Origin of the sequence: Polynucleobacter sp. JS-Fieb-80-E5 (assembly GCF_018882015.1) — a bacterium.
Taxonomy (GTDB): Bacteria; Pseudomonadota; Gammaproteobacteria; order Burkholderiales; family Burkholderiaceae; genus Polynucleobacter.
Map to the genome: position 1 here is coordinate 271,222 of NZ_JACVPH010000003.1, position 17,737 is coordinate 288,958.

Annotated in this window: 15 protein-coding genes; 8 read left to right on the forward strand and 7 right to left on the reverse strand. The window is 46.4% G+C overall.

Annotated elements, in window-relative coordinates; genetic code table 11:
* Nucleotides 1–3 precede the first annotated feature (3 nt).
* Both ICN44_RS06245 and ICN44_RS06250 read right to left on the reverse strand, forming a co-directional pair.
* Nucleotides 4–1,236, reverse strand: a complete 1,233-nt coding sequence (locus ICN44_RS06245) for an MFS transporter (RefSeq protein WP_216263169.1) — start codon at nucleotides 1,234–1,236, stop codon at nucleotides 4–6.
* 5 nt (nucleotides 1,237–1,241) lie between these two features.
* Nucleotides 1,242–2,462, reverse strand: coding sequence for a CaiB/BaiF CoA-transferase family protein (locus ICN44_RS06250; protein WP_216263170.1), 1,221 nt, complete (start codon nucleotides 2,460–2,462; stop codon nucleotides 1,242–1,244).
* 79 nt (nucleotides 2,463–2,541) lie between these two features.
* On the opposite strand from ICN44_RS06250, the gene ICN44_RS06255 reads away from it, so the two are divergent.
* Together ICN44_RS06255 and parC are read left to right on the forward strand one after the other, a co-directional pair.
* The gene (locus tag ICN44_RS06255; protein ID WP_216263171.1) at nucleotides 2,542–4,530 is read left to right on the forward strand and encodes a DNA topoisomerase IV subunit B; all 1,989 of its coding nucleotides are present in this window, start codon (nucleotides 2,542–2,544) and stop codon (nucleotides 4,528–4,530) included.
* Nucleotides 4,531–4,601: 71 nt separating this feature from the next.
* The gene (gene parC, locus ICN44_RS06260; protein WP_216263231.1) at nucleotides 4,602–6,977 is read left to right on the forward strand and encodes a DNA topoisomerase IV subunit A; all 2,376 of its coding nucleotides are present in this window, start codon (nucleotides 4,602–4,604) and stop codon (nucleotides 6,975–6,977) included.
* A gap of 23 nt (nucleotides 6,978–7,000) precedes the next feature.
* On the opposite strand, the gene ICN44_RS06265 is transcribed toward parC, so the two are convergent.
* On the reverse strand, nucleotides 7,001–7,960 hold the full coding sequence (locus tag ICN44_RS06265; RefSeq protein ID WP_216263172.1) for an XdhC family protein: 960 nt from the start codon (nucleotides 7,958–7,960) through the stop codon (nucleotides 7,001–7,003).
* A gap of 63 nt (nucleotides 7,961–8,023) precedes the next feature.
* Here ICN44_RS06265 and ICN44_RS06270 point away from each other — a divergent pair, with 63 nt between their 5' ends.
* The gene (locus ICN44_RS06270; protein ID WP_216263173.1) at nucleotides 8,024–8,683 is read left to right on the forward strand and encodes an NTP transferase domain-containing protein; all 660 of its coding nucleotides are present in this window, start codon (nucleotides 8,024–8,026) and stop codon (nucleotides 8,681–8,683) included.
* A gap of 11 nt (nucleotides 8,684–8,694) precedes the next feature.
* On the opposite strand, the gene ICN44_RS06275 is transcribed toward ICN44_RS06270, so the two are convergent.
* Genes ICN44_RS06275 through ICN44_RS06285 form a run of 3 tightly spaced genes read right to left on the reverse strand, consistent with a single transcriptional unit; the run spans nucleotide 8,695 to nucleotide 11,258 of the window.
* The gene (locus tag ICN44_RS06275; RefSeq protein WP_216263174.1) at nucleotides 8,695–9,153 is read right to left on the reverse strand and encodes a RidA family protein; all 459 of its coding nucleotides are present in this window, start codon (nucleotides 9,151–9,153) and stop codon (nucleotides 8,695–8,697) included.
* A gap of 35 nt (nucleotides 9,154–9,188) precedes the next feature.
* Complete coding sequence (locus tag ICN44_RS06280; protein WP_216263175.1) at nucleotides 9,189–10,364, reverse strand: VWA domain-containing protein; 1,176 nt, start codon at nucleotides 10,362–10,364, stop codon at nucleotides 9,189–9,191.
* Between the two features lie 24 nt (nucleotides 10,365–10,388).
* Nucleotides 10,389–11,258, reverse strand: coding sequence for a MoxR family ATPase (locus tag ICN44_RS06285; RefSeq protein ID WP_216263176.1), 870 nt, complete (start codon nucleotides 11,256–11,258; stop codon nucleotides 10,389–10,391).
* Nucleotides 11,259–11,421: 163 nt separating this feature from the next.
* On the opposite strand from ICN44_RS06285, the gene ICN44_RS06290 reads away from it, so the two are divergent.
* Both ICN44_RS06290 and ICN44_RS06295 read left to right on the forward strand, forming a co-directional pair.
* A complete protein-coding gene (locus ICN44_RS06290) occupies nucleotides 11,422–11,787 on the forward strand; it encodes a cytochrome c (protein WP_216263177.1) in 366 nt (121 codons plus the stop codon).
* Between the two features lie 31 nt (nucleotides 11,788–11,818).
* A complete protein-coding gene (locus ICN44_RS06295; RefSeq protein WP_215322117.1) occupies nucleotides 11,819–12,172 on the forward strand; it encodes a cytochrome c in 354 nt (117 codons plus the stop codon).
* A 70-nt stretch (nucleotides 12,173–12,242) separates the two neighbouring features.
* Here ICN44_RS06295 and ICN44_RS06300 read toward each other — a convergent pair whose 3' ends face one another.
* On the reverse strand, nucleotides 12,243–12,881 hold the full coding sequence (locus tag ICN44_RS06300; RefSeq protein WP_216263178.1) for a GntR family transcriptional regulator: 639 nt from the start codon (nucleotides 12,879–12,881) through the stop codon (nucleotides 12,243–12,245).
* A 96-nt stretch (nucleotides 12,882–12,977) separates the two neighbouring features.
* Between ICN44_RS06300 and scpA the strand changes: the two genes are divergently transcribed.
* From scpA to ICN44_RS06315, 3 genes are read left to right on the forward strand one after another with little or no spacing between them, the layout of a single operon-like run.
* A complete protein-coding gene (scpA, locus tag ICN44_RS06305) occupies nucleotides 12,978–15,152 on the forward strand; it encodes a methylmalonyl-CoA mutase (protein ID WP_216263179.1) in 2,175 nt (724 codons plus the stop codon).
* A gap of 14 nt (nucleotides 15,153–15,166) precedes the next feature.
* Complete coding sequence (meaB, locus tag ICN44_RS06310; RefSeq protein ID WP_216263232.1) at nucleotides 15,167–16,192, forward strand: methylmalonyl Co-A mutase-associated GTPase MeaB; 1,026 nt, start codon at nucleotides 15,167–15,169, stop codon at nucleotides 16,190–16,192.
* Nucleotides 16,193–16,202: 10 nt separating this feature from the next.
* Nucleotides 16,203–17,735, forward strand: coding sequence for an acyl-CoA carboxylase subunit beta (locus ICN44_RS06315; protein ID WP_072582555.1), 1,533 nt, complete (start codon nucleotides 16,203–16,205; stop codon nucleotides 17,733–17,735).
* Nucleotides 17,736–17,737 lie beyond the last annotated feature (2 nt).

Sequence of the window (17,737 nt, forward strand, 5' to 3'; positions counted from 1 at the left end):
CTCTTAAGCATTGGCCACTCTGTGAATTGCTCGTTCCTTTACAGGAAGATTAACTAAGAAAGCAAAGACGCCTAATCCAATTGCGATTTCCCAAACAATTAAATAGGAGCCAGTTTGGTCAAATAAATAACCACCAAGGAAGGCTCCGCAGAAACTACCCAATTGATGTGAGAAAAAGATGAGACCAGAAAGCATTGTCAAATACTTCACACCAAAAATTTGCGCAACAATACCATTGGTTAGTGGAATAGTTGAGAGCCACAAGAAGCCCATGATGGCTGCAAAGATATAAGTGCTCATCGGTGTTGGTGGCAACAACAAGAACGCTGTAATGGCAATGGAACGCCCAATATAGATTGCAGATAGTAAATAGCGTTTAGGGAAGCGCTGACCTAGGATGCCAGAGCTATAGGTGCCGAAGATATTAAACAGGCCGATTAAGGCTAGGGCGGTCGTCGCGACAACCGGAGCCCCGACAGCTGGATGGGTAGAAGACAGGTCCTTAAGGTAAGGTGCCAAATGAACCGCAATAAACACCACCTGAAAGCCACAAACAAAATAACCTAAAGTCAGATAGCGAAAGCTTGGATTACCGATGGCTTCCTTAAGCGCCTGTTTGATTGTTTGATCGCCCAAATTGTGATTGTGGGTGAAATTCTTTTCACGCAACATAAATGCAGTTGGGATCATTAGGCTGGCCATCAATGCCAACATGAGAAGCGCATCTTGTGTACCAAACATACTGAGCAAACCTTGCTCAGCTGGAATCATGAGGAACTGACCAAATGAACCGGCAGCTGCAGTGATACCCATTGCCCAAACTCGTTTCTCCGCAGACACATTGCGACCCAGGATTCCATAGACCACGCTGTAGGTCGTGGCGGTTTGTGCCAGGCCAATAAGTAGGCCGCCGGCTAAAGTGAAATTCATGACATCAGTAGAGATAGCCATGCCTGCTAAACCTAGGGCGTACAAAATCCCACCAGCAACCATGATTTTGAATGCGCCGTAACGATCAGCCAAAGCCCCAGTAACTGGTTGCACAGCGCCCCAAATCAGATTTTGTAAAGCAATAGTCAGAGCAAACGTTTCCCGACCCCAGCCATTGGCTGAAGTAATGGGTAAATTAAAGAGGCCAAAGCCATGACGAATACCCATCGATAGGGTAACCATGAGTCCACCGTAGATGAGGACTTCCTTCATCGAAAGCCCTGCTTTGGATGTCTGTGTTGTCATGGGGCTTAGATGATTCCCTTGGTGCGCAGCGCTTCAATCGCTTGATCATCTAATTTGAGACGTTCATGCAAGATCTCTTGCGTGTGTTGACCGAGCGTGGGCGGTGCCATTCGCACTTCAGTGGGTGTTTTAGAGAGACGCATAGGACTAGCAACCAATTTCATATTGCCAACAGTAGGGTGTGGAACATTGATCTCTACCCCACGAGCTATGACTTGCTCATTTTCAAAGACTTCTTTGAAGTTATTGATCGGTCCGCAAGGAACATTAGCCTTTTCTAGAAGTGATATCCATTCTTTCTTTGTTTTTTTACGGGTCATGGCTTCAAGTAGCGGCACTAGCTCATCTCGGTGCTGAACACGGAGTGGGTTAGTGGCGTAACGTGGATTATCAGCAAGGTGGCCTTCTTCGCCAGCCATAACAAAGTGTCGGTATTGACCGTCATTGCCAGCAGCAACAATCATCCAGCCATCCGATGTTGGGAAGGTCTGATACGGAACAATGGTTACGGAGGCATTGCCAATTCGACGGGGCACTTTTTCAGATGTAAGGTAGGCGCTTGAAACATTAGCCATCACTGCAATTTGGGTATCCAATAAAGCCATATCGATGTATTGGCCTTCACCTGTATGGTCACGGTGAATGACAGCTGCCAATATGGCTGTAGAGGCATACATGCCGGTAAAGATGTCTGCGATTGCAACCCCTGCTTTTTGTGGGCTAGCTCCTTTAACACCATCCGCTTCACCGGTAACACTCATAAAGCCGCCCATACCCTGAACGATGAAGTCGTAGCCAGGACGATTAGCAAAGGGACCAGTCTGACCAAACCCTGTAATTGAGCAGTAGATCAAATCTGGCTTTACTTTTTTGAGGCTTTCATAATCAAGGCCATATTTAGCGAGGTCGCCAACTTTGTAGTTTTCAATCACCACATCCGATTCGGCAGCCAGCTGACGGATCAATTCTTGACCTTCGGGTTTTGCAATGTCGACCGTAATTGAACGTTTATTGCGGTTAATGCAAATAAAATAGGCAGATTCTTCAGTTTCGTTGCCGTTGGCGTCTTTGACAAAAGGAGGCCCCCAATGGCGGGTATCGTCGCCAACGACCGGTCTTTCGACTTTGATGACATCTGCACCCAAATCCGCTAGGTTTTGAGCGCACCAAGGCCCTGCCAAGACACGGCTAAGGTCTAAAACGCGAATATGACTTAAGGCTCCCATCCCCCGATTTTGGCATGGATGACAGGGGAATTCCCGAAAAATTCGGCCTGGAGCTCAGACATGACTACAATTTGCGCGCATGGCTACCCGTAAAACTTCCGAATACAGCGAATCGTCGATTCAGGTCCTAAAAGGACTAGAACCAGTCCGTCAACGGCCTGGAATGTACACCCGCACCGACAATCCACTCCATATCATTCAGGAGGTGCTGGATAACGCATCCGATGAAGCTTTAGGCGGTTTTGGTAAGCAAATCATTGTCACGATGCATACCGATGGCAGCGTAAGCGTAGAGGATGATGGGCGCGGCATTCCAGTGGGGATGCATCCTACCGAAAAATTACCGGTAGTGGAGATTGTGTTTACCCAGCTTCATGCTGGTGGTAAGTTTGAAAAAGGCACCGGTGGTGCCTATGCATTCTCAGGTGGCTTGCACGGCGTTGGTGTTTCTGTAACAAATGCCTTATCCAAAAGATTAGAAGTCACCGTTTGGCGTGATGGCCAAATGTCGACATTGACCTTTTCTGATGGCAAAGTAATTGAAAAGCTCAAAACAATTTCTTCTACAAAAGAAGATAAGTCACACGGTACGCGCGTACGTGCATGGCCAGACGGTAAGTATTTTGATAGCTCAGTGATTCCAATGCCTGAGCTCATTCGCCTATTACGCTCTAAGGCTGTTTTATTGCCTGGCGTGAAGGTAACGCTGATTCAAGAAAAATCAGGCGATACCCAGACATGGCAATATGCACAAGGCTTACGTGGCTACTTAAATGAAGCGATTGCGCAAGCAGGTCATGGCGCCGAAGTCATTCCACCATTCGAAGGCGAGCAATACGCTACCGGCACTGGAGAGGAAGATTCTTTTGCTGAAGGCGAGGGCGCGGCTTGGGTAGTTTGTTGGACTGAAGATGGCGCACCAGTGCGTGAGAGTTATGTGAACTTGATTCCAACGCCTGCAGGCGGTACTCACGAAAGCGGTTTGCGTGAAGGTTTATTCAATGCCGTTAAAGGCTTTATTGAGATGCATGCATTGCAGCCGAAAGGTGTGAAACTCATGCCTGAAGACGTATTTGCTCGCGCGTCTTTCATTTTGTCAGCCAAAGTATTGGATCCTCAGTTTCAAGGACAGATTAAAGAGCGCCTGAATTCTCGTGATGCCGTACGTTTAGTTTCTGGCTATGTGAAGTCTGCTTTAGAGCTTTGGCTCAACCAGCACGTTGACTATGGTCGTAAGTTAGCTGACCTAGTGATTAAACAGGCACAAGCGAGAACCCGTGCTGGCCAAAAGGTAGAGAAGAAGAAGTCTTCTGGTGTAGCTGTTCTGCCTGGCAAGCTTACCGACTGTGAGAGCCAAGACATTGGCATGAATGAAATCTTCCTAGTAGAGGGTGATTCTGCTGGTGGTTCAGCCAAGATGGGCCGTAATAAGGAATATCAGGCTATCTTGCCATTGCGTGGCAAGGTATTAAATACTTGGGAAGCTGAGCGTGATCGCTTATTTGCCAATAATGAAGTACATGACATCGCTGTAGCGATTGGTGTGGATCCGCATGGAGCAAATGACACCCCCGACCTATCCAATCTGCGCTATGGCAAGGTATGCATTCTGTCTGATGCGGACGTTGATGGCGCACACATTCAGGTATTGCTCTTAACCTTGTTCTACAAACATTTCCCTAAATTGATTGAGTTAGGACATGTGCATATTTCTAGACCACCACTATTTAGAGTCGATGCTCCAGCGCGTGGCAAGAAACCAGCACAGAAGATTTATGCCCTTGATGCAAATGAGCTTCAAGCGATTGAAGATAAATTACGTAAAGACGGCGTTAAAGAATCTGCATGGCAGATCTCTCGCTTTAAGGGTCTGGGAGAGATGAGTGCTGAGCAACTTTGGGATACGACTTTGAATCCTGACACTCGTCGTTTACTGCCGGTCACTTTGGGCACATGGACTGAAGACGAAACGTTTAAAACAATGGACATGTTGATGGGTAAATCAGAGTCTGGTGCACGCCGTGATTGGTTAGAAGAGCGCGGCAATGAAGTGGAGGCGGATATCTAATGACAACCAAAAAAACTCCTGGAAAAAATACTCCAGCCGATCAAGCAGATTTGTTTGCCAACCCCATTGAAATAAATATTGTTGAAGTGGAAGAGACTCCTGCAGTTGCTACCTCTTCTGGCGGTGGAGCGGGTAATCATGACCCCAAAACGGTTGACTTAAATGAAGATGGTAAAGACAGCTTAACGCTAGCGGTATACGCAGAGCGCGCCTATTTAGATTACGCAATAAGCGTAGTTAAGGGCCGTGCATTACCAGATGTATCTGATGGCCAAAAACCTGTACAGCGTCGCATTTTGTTCTCAATGAGCGAAATGGGATTGCGTGCAGATGCTAAGCCGGTGAAAAGTGCGCGTGTAGTTGGCGATGTGTTGGGTAAGTTCCATCCCCACGGTGACCAATCCGCATACGATGCCTTGGTTCGTTTGGCGCAAAGCTTCTCATTGCGTTACCCATTAATTGATGGTCAAGGTAACTTCGGCTCACGCGATGGCGATGGCGCGGCAGCGATGCGTTACACGGAGGCTCGTCTTACTAAGATCGCTAGTTTGCTTCTGAGTGAGATTGATGAAGGTACGGTAGATTTTGCGCCGAATTACGACGGCTCATTCCAAGAGCCTAAATTATTACCAGCGCGCTTACCTTTTGTATTGCTCAATGGCGCATCCGGTATTGCCGTTGGTATGGCGACTGAGATTCCTTCGCATAATTTGCGTGAAGTGGCTACAGCTGCCGTTGCATTAATGAAGTCTCCGAAGATGAGCACTTCAGAGTTATTGGAGATCATGCCTGGTCCCGACTATCCAGGTGGCGGTCAAATCATTTCTTCTGCTGCAGAAATTGCGCAGATATATGAGGCAGGGCGCGGCAGTATTAAAGTGCGTGCACGTTGGTCTGTCGAAGAACTCGCTCGAGGTCAATGGCAGATTGTGGTTAACGAACTGCCTCCAGCAACCTCCTCGCAGCGTGTGCTGCAAGAGATTGAAGAAATCACTAATCCAAAGGTGAAGGTTGGTAAAAAGACCTTAACCCCTGAGCAAAACAATCTTAAATCGACCATCTTGAATGTGCTCGATGGCGTGCGTGATGAATCGAGTAAGGATGCCGCAGTACGTTTGGTATTTGAGCCAAAGAGCAAAAATATTGACGTGAATGAGTTTGTCAATTTATTGCTTGCTCATACTTCATTAGAATCCAATGCCCCAATGAACTTGGTGATGATTGGTAATGATGGTCGTCCACGTCAAAAAGGACTAAAAGAAATTCTGTCTGAGTGGGTCGCATTTAGGGTTGCCACAGTAACGCGCAGAACGCAGCATCGCTTAGGCAAAGTCAAAGACCGAATGCATATTTTGGAAGGACGTTTAACCGTTCTTCTCAATATTGATAAGGTCATTAAGATCATCCGTAATAGCGATGAACCTAAAGCGGATTTGATCAAAGAGTTCAAGCTGAGTGATCGCCAGGCTGAAGATATTCTGGATATTCGCTTGCGCCAGTTGGCTCGCTTAGAAGGCATCAAGATTGAGCAAGAGCTGAAAGAGCTTAAGGCTGAACGTGATGACTTAGAGGGTTTGTTGCAAAACGACACGGTATTGCGCAAGCGCATCATCAAAGAAATCGAATCCGATATGAAGGACTTCGGTGATGATCGTCGCACCCTGATTCAGGAAGATAAGCGCGCCATTGCTGAGACCAAAGTCATTGATGAGCCAGTTACAGTGATTGTTTCTCAAAAGGGCTGGGTACGTGTGCGCCAAGGCCATGAGCATGATGCAACTCAATTTGGATTCAAGGCAGGCGATGCTTTATATGCCACCTTTGAAGTGAGAACTGTAGACGTTATTCAGGGCTTTGGTAGCGACGGACGTGTATACACAGTTCCTGTCAGCGAATTACCGGGCTCTCGTGGAGATGGTTCGCCATTAACTAGCTTCGTTAATTTGGCCGCTGGCTCCCAAATGGTTGCCTATTACGCTGGTCAACCAGATGATTTGGTATTGCTTTCCACTAAAGCCGGTTATGGATTCTTGGCTAACGTTGCTGATATGACTACCCGTAACAAAGCGGGCAAATCATTCTTGAGTATGGACGCTAAGGTCCCTGGCGATGCCCCTTTAGGTGCCGCCAAGGTAAAGGTAGGCATGAAGCAAGTTGCCTGCTTATCAGAGGCTTCCAAGTTATTAGTATTCCCATTAGATGAACTCAAGCGTCTGCCAACCGGCGGTAAGGGCGTCATTCTCATGGGCTTGGATGAAAAAGAACACTTGGCTTCGGCTATCGCAGTTGGTCCTGACGGGGCTACCTATTCAGGCGCTGGACGTGCTGGTAAACCAACTGAACTCGGCCTTGACGCCAAAACCTTGAAGTCTTTTGCAGGTAACCGCGCACGCAAAGGCCACTTTGTTGAGCCGCGCTTAAAAGACGGCAAGTTAACAGCGAACTAAGCCAGCCAAGTCGACTAAGTCAGCTAAGTTTTCTTCGGAATACTCACGCCATATTTAACAGCAATTACCTCCGCCAGAATCGAAACTGCGATCTCTGGTGGGGTGAGAGCGCCAATAAATAACCCAACAGGGCCATGTAGCTTTTCAACCTGCTCCTGGCTGACATCAAACTCGAGCAAACGCTCTTTGCGTTTCTGAGTATTTTTTCTGCTCCCTAACGCCCCTACATAAAAGGCAGGAGACTTCAGGGCCTCCATCAAAGCCATGTCATCTAACTTGGGGTCGTGTGTCAGAGCAACAACGGCAGTGTGAGAGTCAACACCTATCTCCAGCAAGACATCATCTGGCATGCCCTTTGAGAAAGTAATATCACAACGATTTAGACCTTCGGCATATTCTTCACGAGGATCAATCACGACGACTTCGAAATCTGAAGCCAGCGCAAAATCTGCCGTGTATAGGGATAGCTGACCAGCGCCAATAATCACCATGCGCCAACGAGGGCCGTAAGTGGTTTGCATTTCCTGTTCATTACAAGCAAATTCATCACTGCGATCGCCTAAGCTGAGGGTAGATTTGCCAGTAGCCAAATTGACGGAGCGGCGTGTAATTTGATGAGAAGAAATATTCGCAAGCAACTTTTCCAAAATAGCTAGTTCTGGCCTAGGCTCTACCAATAAACGTAAGGTGCCACCACAAGGCAGACCAAAACGGGCGGCCTCTTGCTGTGTTACTCCGTAAACCACCATTTCTGGGGTATCGCGAGTGAGGATTTCAGTTTGGACTCGACGAATCAGGTCATCTTCAACGCAGCCCCCTGAAACAGACCCAGCAACTTGTCCATCAGCTCGTATAGCAAGCCAGGAGCCGACTGGACGGGGTGCTGAGCCCCAAGTCTGAACCACGGTCGCAATTGCGACAGATTGACCCGATTGGAGCCATTCGACGGCAGATTTGAGTACGCTTAAATCGGTGCTGTTCATGCGTTTTCTTCTTTTTCGTTCTTTTGTGAAAGCTTTTATTAATAACTATTTATTATCACTCTAATGACTGTCTCCGGTGAATCCTCCAAAAGCCCTAATTTGCGTCTAGCCATCCTGATATTGGCAGCGGGTGAGGGAAGTCGTTTGGGTGGATATCCCAAAGCCTTATTAAAAAAAGGCGGAGATAGTTTGTTAAAGCGCTTTATTCAATCTACCCAGAGTTTTGACCCCATTGAGACTTTGGTCGTTACAGGCTTTTACTCGGACCAAATCGAAGCAGAAATCAAATTACTCAAGCCGGCCGTAGCAAACCCAATAACTTGGGTAAAAAATCTCCAGCCGGAATTAGGTCAAGCCTCTTCAGTACGTCTTGGTCTTGAATCGCTAAAAAGTGACTACGACGTTTTGTTGATTGCTTTATGCGATCAGCCAGGCATAGGTAGTGATGAGGTCGAGGCATTACTGTGGCAATGTAATCAAAGAGGCGCAAACCAAGAGGTCGTATTGCCGATGGTGGATGGTCAGCGAGGTAACCCCGTGTTATTTTCAAAACTAATCATTGAGAAAATCTTAGCAATACCCGGAATGGTCTGCAGACCTTACATGGATCTACATCCCGAGCTAGTTAAAACTTTTGTTACTGATAATCAAGCCTTTGTAATGGATGTCGATACGCAGAAGGATATCGAGAAACTAGGGCTGGATAGAATCCAGCCCCATTAAGTTGTTTTGAGTTAAATCTCGGCAATCAATTCAATTTCTACACAAGCTCCAAGCGGGATTTGAGCGACACCAAAAGCGCTACGTGCATGTTTGCCAGCGTCGCCAAAAACTTCAAACAATAATTCTGAGCAGCCATTCAACACTAAGTGTTGCTCGGTATAACTGTCAGTCGAGTTCACCAAACCCATGACTTTGACAATGCGCTTTACCTTGTCCAAAGAGCCAAGATAGTTCTGCAACGTAGATATCAGGTCAATCGCAATAGCGCGGGCAGCGGCTTTACCAGTTTCTGTATCCATATCTTTACCGAGCTTACCAACCCAAGGCTTACCATCATGTTTGGCAATGTGACCAGAAAGAAACACGGTATTGCCACTGGTGGCAGCCATGACATAGGCAGCAGCAGGAGGCCCTGGTGGCGGTAAATCGATGCCAAGAGTCTTAAGACGTTCGCTAATAGTTGTGCTCATATGAGTTTTCTGTAATTGAATTGAATAAAAGAATCTTACTTGGAAAGCTGACGCATGGCACTTTCAAGACCATTTAGAGTGACTGGGTACATACGATCTTTCATGAGGTTTTGCATGATGTCGATCGATTGACGGTATTGCCAGATGGATTCGGGCTCAGGATTAAGCCACGCAAAATGCGGGAAGTGGTCAATGAGCCGATTAATCCAAACAGTGCCCGCTTCTTTATTGTTGTATTCAACGGAGCCGTTAGGGCTCAATATTTCATAAGGAGACATCGTCGCATCTCCAACAAAGATGAGTTTGTAGTCGGGCCCATATTTATTAATGATGTCTTGCGTTGCAGTCACTTGATCACGCCTACGGCGATTGCTTTGCCATAAGTTTTCATAAACACAGTTATGGAAATAGTAATGTTCTAAGTGCTTAAATTCCGCTTTGGCAGCAGAAAATAACTCAGCAATGCGTTGGATATGATCATCCATCGAACCACCGACATCCATGAGCAGTAGAACTTTTACCTGGTTGTGTCGCTCGGGTCGCATTTGAATATCGAGCATGCCCGCGTTGGCGGCAGTTGAATGAATCGTTTTATCTAAATCGAGCTCTAAAGTCGATCCTTCTCGGGCAAAACGACGCAGGCGGCGTAAGGCAACCTTGATATTACGAGTGCCCAATGCTAAATCACTGTCATAGTCCTTAAATTCTCGAGCTTCCCAGACTTTGATAGCCGTTCTGTTGCCCGCACTCTCGCCACCAATACGGATGCCTTCGGGGTGATAGCCGCTGTGACCAAATGGTGAAGAACCACCTGCGCCAATCCATTTATTGCCACCGCCATGCCATTCTTTTTGCTCTTTTAAAAGCTCCTCAAGACGCTTCTTTAAGGCATCCGGACCACCTAATTTCTGCAGAGCAGCTTTTTCTTCATCCGTTAGTACGCGTTGAAGTTTTTTCTCTAACCATTCCAGTGGAATATCTGGCGATAGCGCAATGATTTGTTCAATCCCGTTGAAGTAGCTACCAAACACTTGATCAAAGCGATCAAAGTGTTGTTCATCCTTAACCAAGGTCAAGCGCGAGAACTGATAAAACTCATCAATGGAAGGGTTAATAACACCCGATTTCAAGCCCTCCAAAAGAGTTAAAAACTCTCGCACTGAAACAGGCACCTTGGCCTCTTTCAGATTTAGGAAGAATTGAATCAACATTGAAGAAGTCTTCTGGCTAACAAGTTAGCGATGATTGCGATTCATCATGACCAAGCGTTCAAATAGATGAATATCTTGTTCATTCTTAAGAAGAGCTCCGTGCAAAGGTGGTACGACAATCTTTTCATCGCTGCTGTGCAGCGTTTCAGGCGGAATATCTTCCGCTAGTAGAAGCTTGAGCCAATCGATTAGTTCAGATGTTGAGGGCTTCTTTTTTAAGCCCGGCAACGAGCGTATTTGGTAGAAGGCCTTGAGGGCAGCATCCAAAAGATCCTGTTTGATATTAGGGTGGTGTACATCCACGATGCTTTGCATCGTATTAGCGTCTGGGAAGGTGATGTAATGAAAGAAGCAACGACGCAAGAAGGCGTCGGGCAATTCTTTTTCATTGTTTGAAGTAATGATGACGAGTGGGCGATGTTTAGCCTTAATCAATTCACGAGTTTCATAGACATAAAACTCCATGCGATCAATTTCGCGTAATAAGTCATTCGGAAACTCAATATCTGCTTTATCGATTTCATCAATGAGCAATACAGTCGGCTCGTCTGCTTCAAATGCTTGCCATAAAACACCTTTGATAATGTAGTTCCGAATATCGTTTACTTTTTCATTGCCCAATTGGGAGTCACGCAAACGGCTTACGGCATCGTATTCATATAGACCTTGCTGAGCCTTTGTGGTTGATTTGATATGCCATTGCAATAGCGGCATGTTGAGGGCAGCAGCCACTTCTTCAGCGAGCATGGTTTTCCCAGTTCCAGGCTCACCTTTAATGAGGAGGGGACGCTGCAGAGCAATGGCCGCATTCACAGCCAATTTCAGATCATCAGTGGCGACATAGCTTTGGCTACCAGCAAAGCGACTTGGGGAGGGCGAAGTGGATTTGCTCATGGACATACCTAAATAAGGACTGGATTAAGCTTTCAAGTATAGGTAAGTGAGGGAAATTTTTCAGTGTTTCTAGTGATTTTGGCCTCTAAAATGACGGGAAAGGCATCTGTCCGCTATACTCTCTCCAAATTGATCCAAATCAAACTCATTAATAATGATTTCTATGAAAAAACTCACATTTCTTCCTCATTTGGCCGTTGCTGCATCTCTAGCTTTTGCAGGTTCTGGTGCTCAGGCTGATGAAGTTAAGGGTACTGCAGCTGCTGGTAACGCTAAGGTTTGGCTTTGTGTTGGTTGCCACTCCATTCCTGATTACCGTGCTGATTACCCATTGGTATACAAAGTGCCTATGTTGGGCGGTCAAAATGGTGCCTATATTGCTACTGCTTTGTCAGAGTACAAAAAAGGCGAGCGTAAGCATCCAACGATGCGCGCTATCGCTGCCAGCTTGTCTGACCAAGATATGGCCGATATTGGCGAATACTATGCCGCGCAAACTGCCAGCACACCGAACAACCCATTGAAGTGATTCATTGATAAAGATACATAGAGATACTTTTATGAAATTTGCACTAATTACAGCAGTTTTGCTCTCCAGTATTGGTTTGGTAAACGTAGCAAATGCTGCTAACGTAGATAAAGGTCAGGCATTGGTAGAGAAGGCTAATTGCGCCTCTTGCCATGGCGCTGGACTCAATGCCCCAATCTTGCCTGTTTATCCAAAGTTAGCTGGCCAGTATTCTGATTACTTGTATTACGCCTTGAAAGCGTACAAAGTAGGCAATGGCAATCCTCAGTATGGTCGTAATAACGCCATCATGGGCTCACAAGTACAAGCCTTTAGTGATGCTGATATGCAGGATATCGCCGCTTATGTTTCCAGCTTGCCAGGAAATTTTGTTATTAAAAAGTAAATCCTGCTAGCTCAGGCTACTTAAATTAAAGGCTTAGAATATCTTTCTAAGCCTTTAATTTTTATGGGTTTTATCTTAACGCTTCTAGCCCTTGGGCAAGGTGTTTACGCATCACCGCTTCAGCAGCTTGCTCATCTCGCTTGAGAAGTGCTCGAAGGATTTCTCGGTGCTCAACTAAAGAGTTTTGCAGTCTACCGGTGCTGGTTAATGAGTCTCTACGATGTAATTTGAGTACTTTACGTAGATCAGCAATCACTCCATTCATCCATTTATTGCCTGCAATTTCTTGAATTAGCTCATGAAATTTGCCATTTATCTCAAAAAATTGCTCAATATCCCGGTCAGCAGCTGCTTTTTCTAAGCGGTGGTGTAGGTGATCCAGCATATTTAATTCAGCCTCAGTCGCTTTAATCGCTGTTTCCTTGGCTGCTTGACCCTCTAAAAGGGAGAGAATCGTGAAGATTTCCTCTAGATCTTTTCTAGCTACCTCAGTTACATAGGCACCACGGCGCATCTTGATGGTTACCAGGCCTTCAGAGGCTAAAACCTTGATTGCTTCGCGCATAGGGGTGCGACTAATCCCAAGCTGATCTGCTAGTGATTGCTCATCTAGCCAGCTTCCTGGGGCCAATTGCTTGCTAAAAATCTGCTCCCGCAAACGGTCAGCAACGTCTTCGTATAAGGGCCTATTATTCAGTTTTGTATTCATAATTATGAATACATGATAGCTAGACAAATTAAGAATAGTCAAGCAGAATGTAAGGATATTTCGATGCAATGCAGCAAAAATTAACCGGGAGTTTTTGTGAGTTCTAAAGAAAACAATTCATGGCCATCATTTCCAGACGCCAATCTAGAGACCTGGAAAAAGTCAGCGCAAAAATCTGCACCTAATGGTGATGTTGATTCCTTGGGTTGGAAAACTCCGGATGGAATTCATTTAAAAGCTTTGTACACATCATCGGATGTTGAAGGTCTTAACTACACCGATACATTGCCTGGATTTGAGCCATTTGTTCGTGGTCCACAAGCGACGATGTACTCAGTTCGTCCTTGGACCATTCGCCAATACGCTGGATTTTCAACTGCAGAAGAATCCAATGCGTTTTATCGCAAGGCGCTTGATGCAGGTGGTCAAGGTGTATCCGTTGCTTTTGACTTAGCCACTCATCGTGGTTACGACTCTGATCATCCACGTGTTACCGGTGACGTTGGTAAGGCCGGCGTTGCCATTGATTCTGTTGAAGATATGAAAATCTTGTTCGATGGCATTCCATTGGACAAGGTATCCGTTTCGATGACGATGAACGGAGCTGTATTACCGGTACTGGCTGGTTACATTGTTGCTGGTGAAGAGCAAGGCGTTAAACAGGAGCAACTATCCGGAACGATTCAGAATGACATTCTGAAGGAGTTCATGGTGCGCAACACATACATCTATCCACCAGAACCTTCGATACGCATTATTGGCGACATTATTGAGTACACCGCTAAGCACATGCCGAAATTCAACTCGATTTCTATTTCGGGTTATCACATGCAAGAGGCTGGAGCCAATCAAGTTTTGGAGCTGGCATTCACCTTGGCTGATGGTAAAGAATATGTAAAAACAGCCCTGGCTAAAGGGTTGGACGTAGATGGTTTTGCGGGTCGCCTTTCTTTCTTCTTTGCTATTGGTATGAACTTCTACCTTGAAGTTGCCAAGTTACGTTCCGCCCGCTTGTTGTGGTGGCGCATTATGAAATCATTCGAGCCAAAGAATCCGAAGTCATTGATGTTGCGTACACACTGCCAAACATCGGGCTGGTCCTTAACCGAGCAAGATCCATACAACAACGTAGTAAGAACTACGGTAGAGGCGATGGCCGCAGTATTTGGTGGCACACAGTCATTGCATACCAACTCTTTGGATGAGGCGATTGCATTGCCTTCCGAGTTCTCCAGCCGTATTGCGCGTAATACTCAGTTAATCCTTCAAGAAGAGACGCATATTCCTAGCGTCATCGATCCATGGGCAGGCTCCTACATGATGGAAAACCTCACTCAAGAGATGGCTGACAAAGCCTGGGAAATTATTCAAGAAGTAGAAGCCATGGGCGGCATGACCAAGGCCGTAGAGAGTGGTTGGGCCAAACTCAAAATTGAAGCTGCTGCTGCTGAGAAACAAGCCAAGATTGACTCTGGCTCTGATGTGATCGTTGGCGTAAATAAATACAAGCTTGGTAAAGAAGATCTCGTTGATGTTTTGATGATCGACAACGATAAAGTTCGCGAAGGTCAGGTTGCGCGCCTCAAGGAAATTAAGGTTAAGCGTGACTCTAAAAAGGTAGAGGCTGCGTTAGAGGCATTAACTAAGGCTGCTGAAGATAACTCTGGAAACTTGTTGGAGTTATCTGTCAATGCAATTCGATTACGAGCAACTGTTGGTGAAGTATCTGATGCATTAGAAAAAGTTTACGGGCGCCATCGCGCCGATACTCAAAAGGTGACCGGTGTGTATGCAGCTGCTTATGACTCAGCCGAAGGCTGGGCAAAACTCCAAACTGAAATTGCTGACTTTGCAAAAGACTTTGGTCGTCGTCCACGTGTGATGATTGCTAAGTTGGGGCAAGATGGCCACGACCGTGGTGCAAAGGTGGTTGCTACGGCTTATGCTGACTTGGGATTTGACGTGGATATCGGACCTTTATTTCAAACTCCAGAAGAATGTGCACGCCAAGCGATTGAGAATGACGTTCATGCATTGGGTGTCTCCACTTTAGCGGCTGGCCATAAGACATTAGTGCCAGCCATCATTGCTGAATTAAAAAGACAGGGTTCAGACGACATCATCGTATTCGTTGGTGGTGTGATTCCAAGACAAGATTACGAGTTCCTTTACGAGGTAGGTGTAAAAGGTATTTACGGTCCAGGCACTCCAATTCCGGCTTCGGCCAAGGATGTGCTCGAGCAAATCCGCAAGTCTGTTAAACCAGCTTAGTGCGGGCCATAGGCATGCTCGAAGCCGCTGATCAAGCTCTAGTGAATGATCTCACTGGTGCTCCATCGCTTAGACAGCGACGTGCATTAGCGAAGATCATTACGCTGCTTGAATCAACTCGCCTAGACCATCGTCATCGTGCGGATGACGTGCTCAATTCTTTATTGCCTAAAACAGGCAAATCCTTTCGGCTAGGTATCTCTGGCGTCCCTGGTGTTGGTAAATCAACCTTAATTGAATCTTTAGGCCTTTACCTTATTGAAAAAGGACATCGAGTTGCTGTACTTGCGATCGATCCTTCTTCTAGCATCTCTGGCGGCTCCATTTTGGGTGATAAGACCCGTATGGAGCGTCTATCCGTTCTGGAGCACGCCTTTATTCGCCCCAGTCCATCGTCTTGTACGCTGGGTGGCGTAGCGGAGAAGACGCGTGAAGCCATGTTGGTTGCTGAAGCCGCAGGTTTTGATGTGATTATTGTTGAAACAGTCGGCGTAGGGCAGAGTGAGATTGCAGTTGCGGGTATGACAGACATGTTCTTGTTAATGCAACTCCCCAATGCTGGCGATGATCTGCAAGCGATTAAAAAAGGTGTGATGGAAATTGCCGATCTGATCGTCATCAATAAAGTAGACATTGATCCTGATGCTGCAATGCGCGCTCAGTTATTTATCACCAGCTCCTTACGACTGCTCGGCTTTCAAGGCAATCCAGATCACGCATCCCATGACAAAGAGTTTTGGCACCCACAAGTCATGACCTTAAGTGCTTTAGAAGGTAACGGCGTTCCGGAGTTATGGGAAAAGGTATCTCATTTTGAATCTCTCCAAAAAGCCAATGGGAAATTTGACTCTCGTCGCAAAGAGCAATCAGGTGCATGGATGTGGGATCGCATCGATGCAGGATTAAAAAATGCATTTCGTAGCAATGAAGCCGTTCAAGCGCTTCTACCAAGCTTGGCAGCACAAGTAAACCAAGGAGCTATGGCAGCTTCAGTAGCGGCAAGACGACTACTGGAAGCCATGGGGCATGAATTTTTCTAAGGAGCAGGAAATGAAGGAAATCATTCAACAACTCGAAGCTAAGCGTGAGCTTGCTCGATTGGGTGGCGGGCAAAAGCGCATCCAGGCTCAACATGCGAAGGGCAAATTAACTGCTCGTGAGCGCATTGAACTTTTGCTTGATGCAGGCACATTCGAAGAGTGGGATATGTTTGTTGAGCACCGTTGTCATGATTTTGGCATGGCTGATCAAACCGTTCCTGGTGATGGTGTTGTCACGGGTTATGGAATGATTAATGGCCGCCTGGTATTTGTTTTCTCACAGGACTTCACCGTTTTAGGCGGCTCCTTATCAGAGGCCCATGCAGAAAAGATTTGCAAGATCATGGATCAGGCACTCAAGGTAGGCGCTCCTGTAATCGGCCTGAATGATTCTGGCGGTGCGCGTATTCAAGAAGGCGTTGCCTCGCTTGGCGGCTATGCAGAGATTTTTCAGCGCAATGTAACCGCATCTGGCGTAATCCCACAAATATCCTTGATCATGGGGCCTTCGGCTGGGGGTGCTGTGTATTCACCAGCCTTGACCGACTTTATCTTCATGGTCAAAGATAGCTCTTACATGTTTGTAACGGGACCTGAAGTAGTGAAGACCGTTACTCATGAAGATGTTACTGCCGAAGAATTAGGTGGTGCAGTGACTCACTCAACAGTATCTGGTGTTTGCGATTTGGCTTTCGATAACGATGTTGACGCGATCATGATGCTGCGTCGTTTCTTTAACTACTTACCGCTCTCAAACCGTGAGAAACCACCTTTGATCAAAGGTGCAAACCGTACAGAAGAGCCTGATTTTTCATTAGACACCTTAGTACCATCCAACCCCAATCAACCTTACGATATGAAAGAGTTGATTGAGAAGATCGTGGACGACGGTGAATTCTTTGAATTACAGCCTGACTACGCAAAAAACATCGTAATTGGCTTTGCTCGTATCGAAGGCCGTTCGATTGGTATTGTTGCTAATCAACCACTGATTCTGGCTGGTTGTTTAGATATCAAGGCATCCATCAAAGCTGCGCGTTTCGTGCGCTTCTGCGATGCCTTCAATATTCCGGTAGTGACTTTAGTTGACGTTCCTGGCTTTATGCCTGGCACTGCACAAGAATACGGCGGGATTATTAAGCATGGTGCGAAATTGCTCTATGCGTACGCCGATTGCACCGTGCCCAAGGTAACTTTAATTACTCGAAAAGCATACGGTGGCGCCTATGACGTGATGGCTTCTAAGCATTTACGTGGTGACGTCAACTTTGCCTGGCCTTCAGCAGAAATTGCCGTGATGGGCCCTAAGGGCGCTGTTGAGATTATTTTCCGTGAAGAGAAATCGGATCCAGAAAAAATCACTGCACGTGAAGCTGAGTACAAGTCGAAGTTTGCCAACCCTTTTGTGGCGGGTCGTCGCGGTTACATCGATGACGTCATTCTCCCGCACGAGACCCGTAAACGGATTGCTCGTTCACTAGCGATGCTCAAAGATAAAGACTTGAAGAATCCTGCGCGTAAACACGGCAATATTCCTCTGTAAAG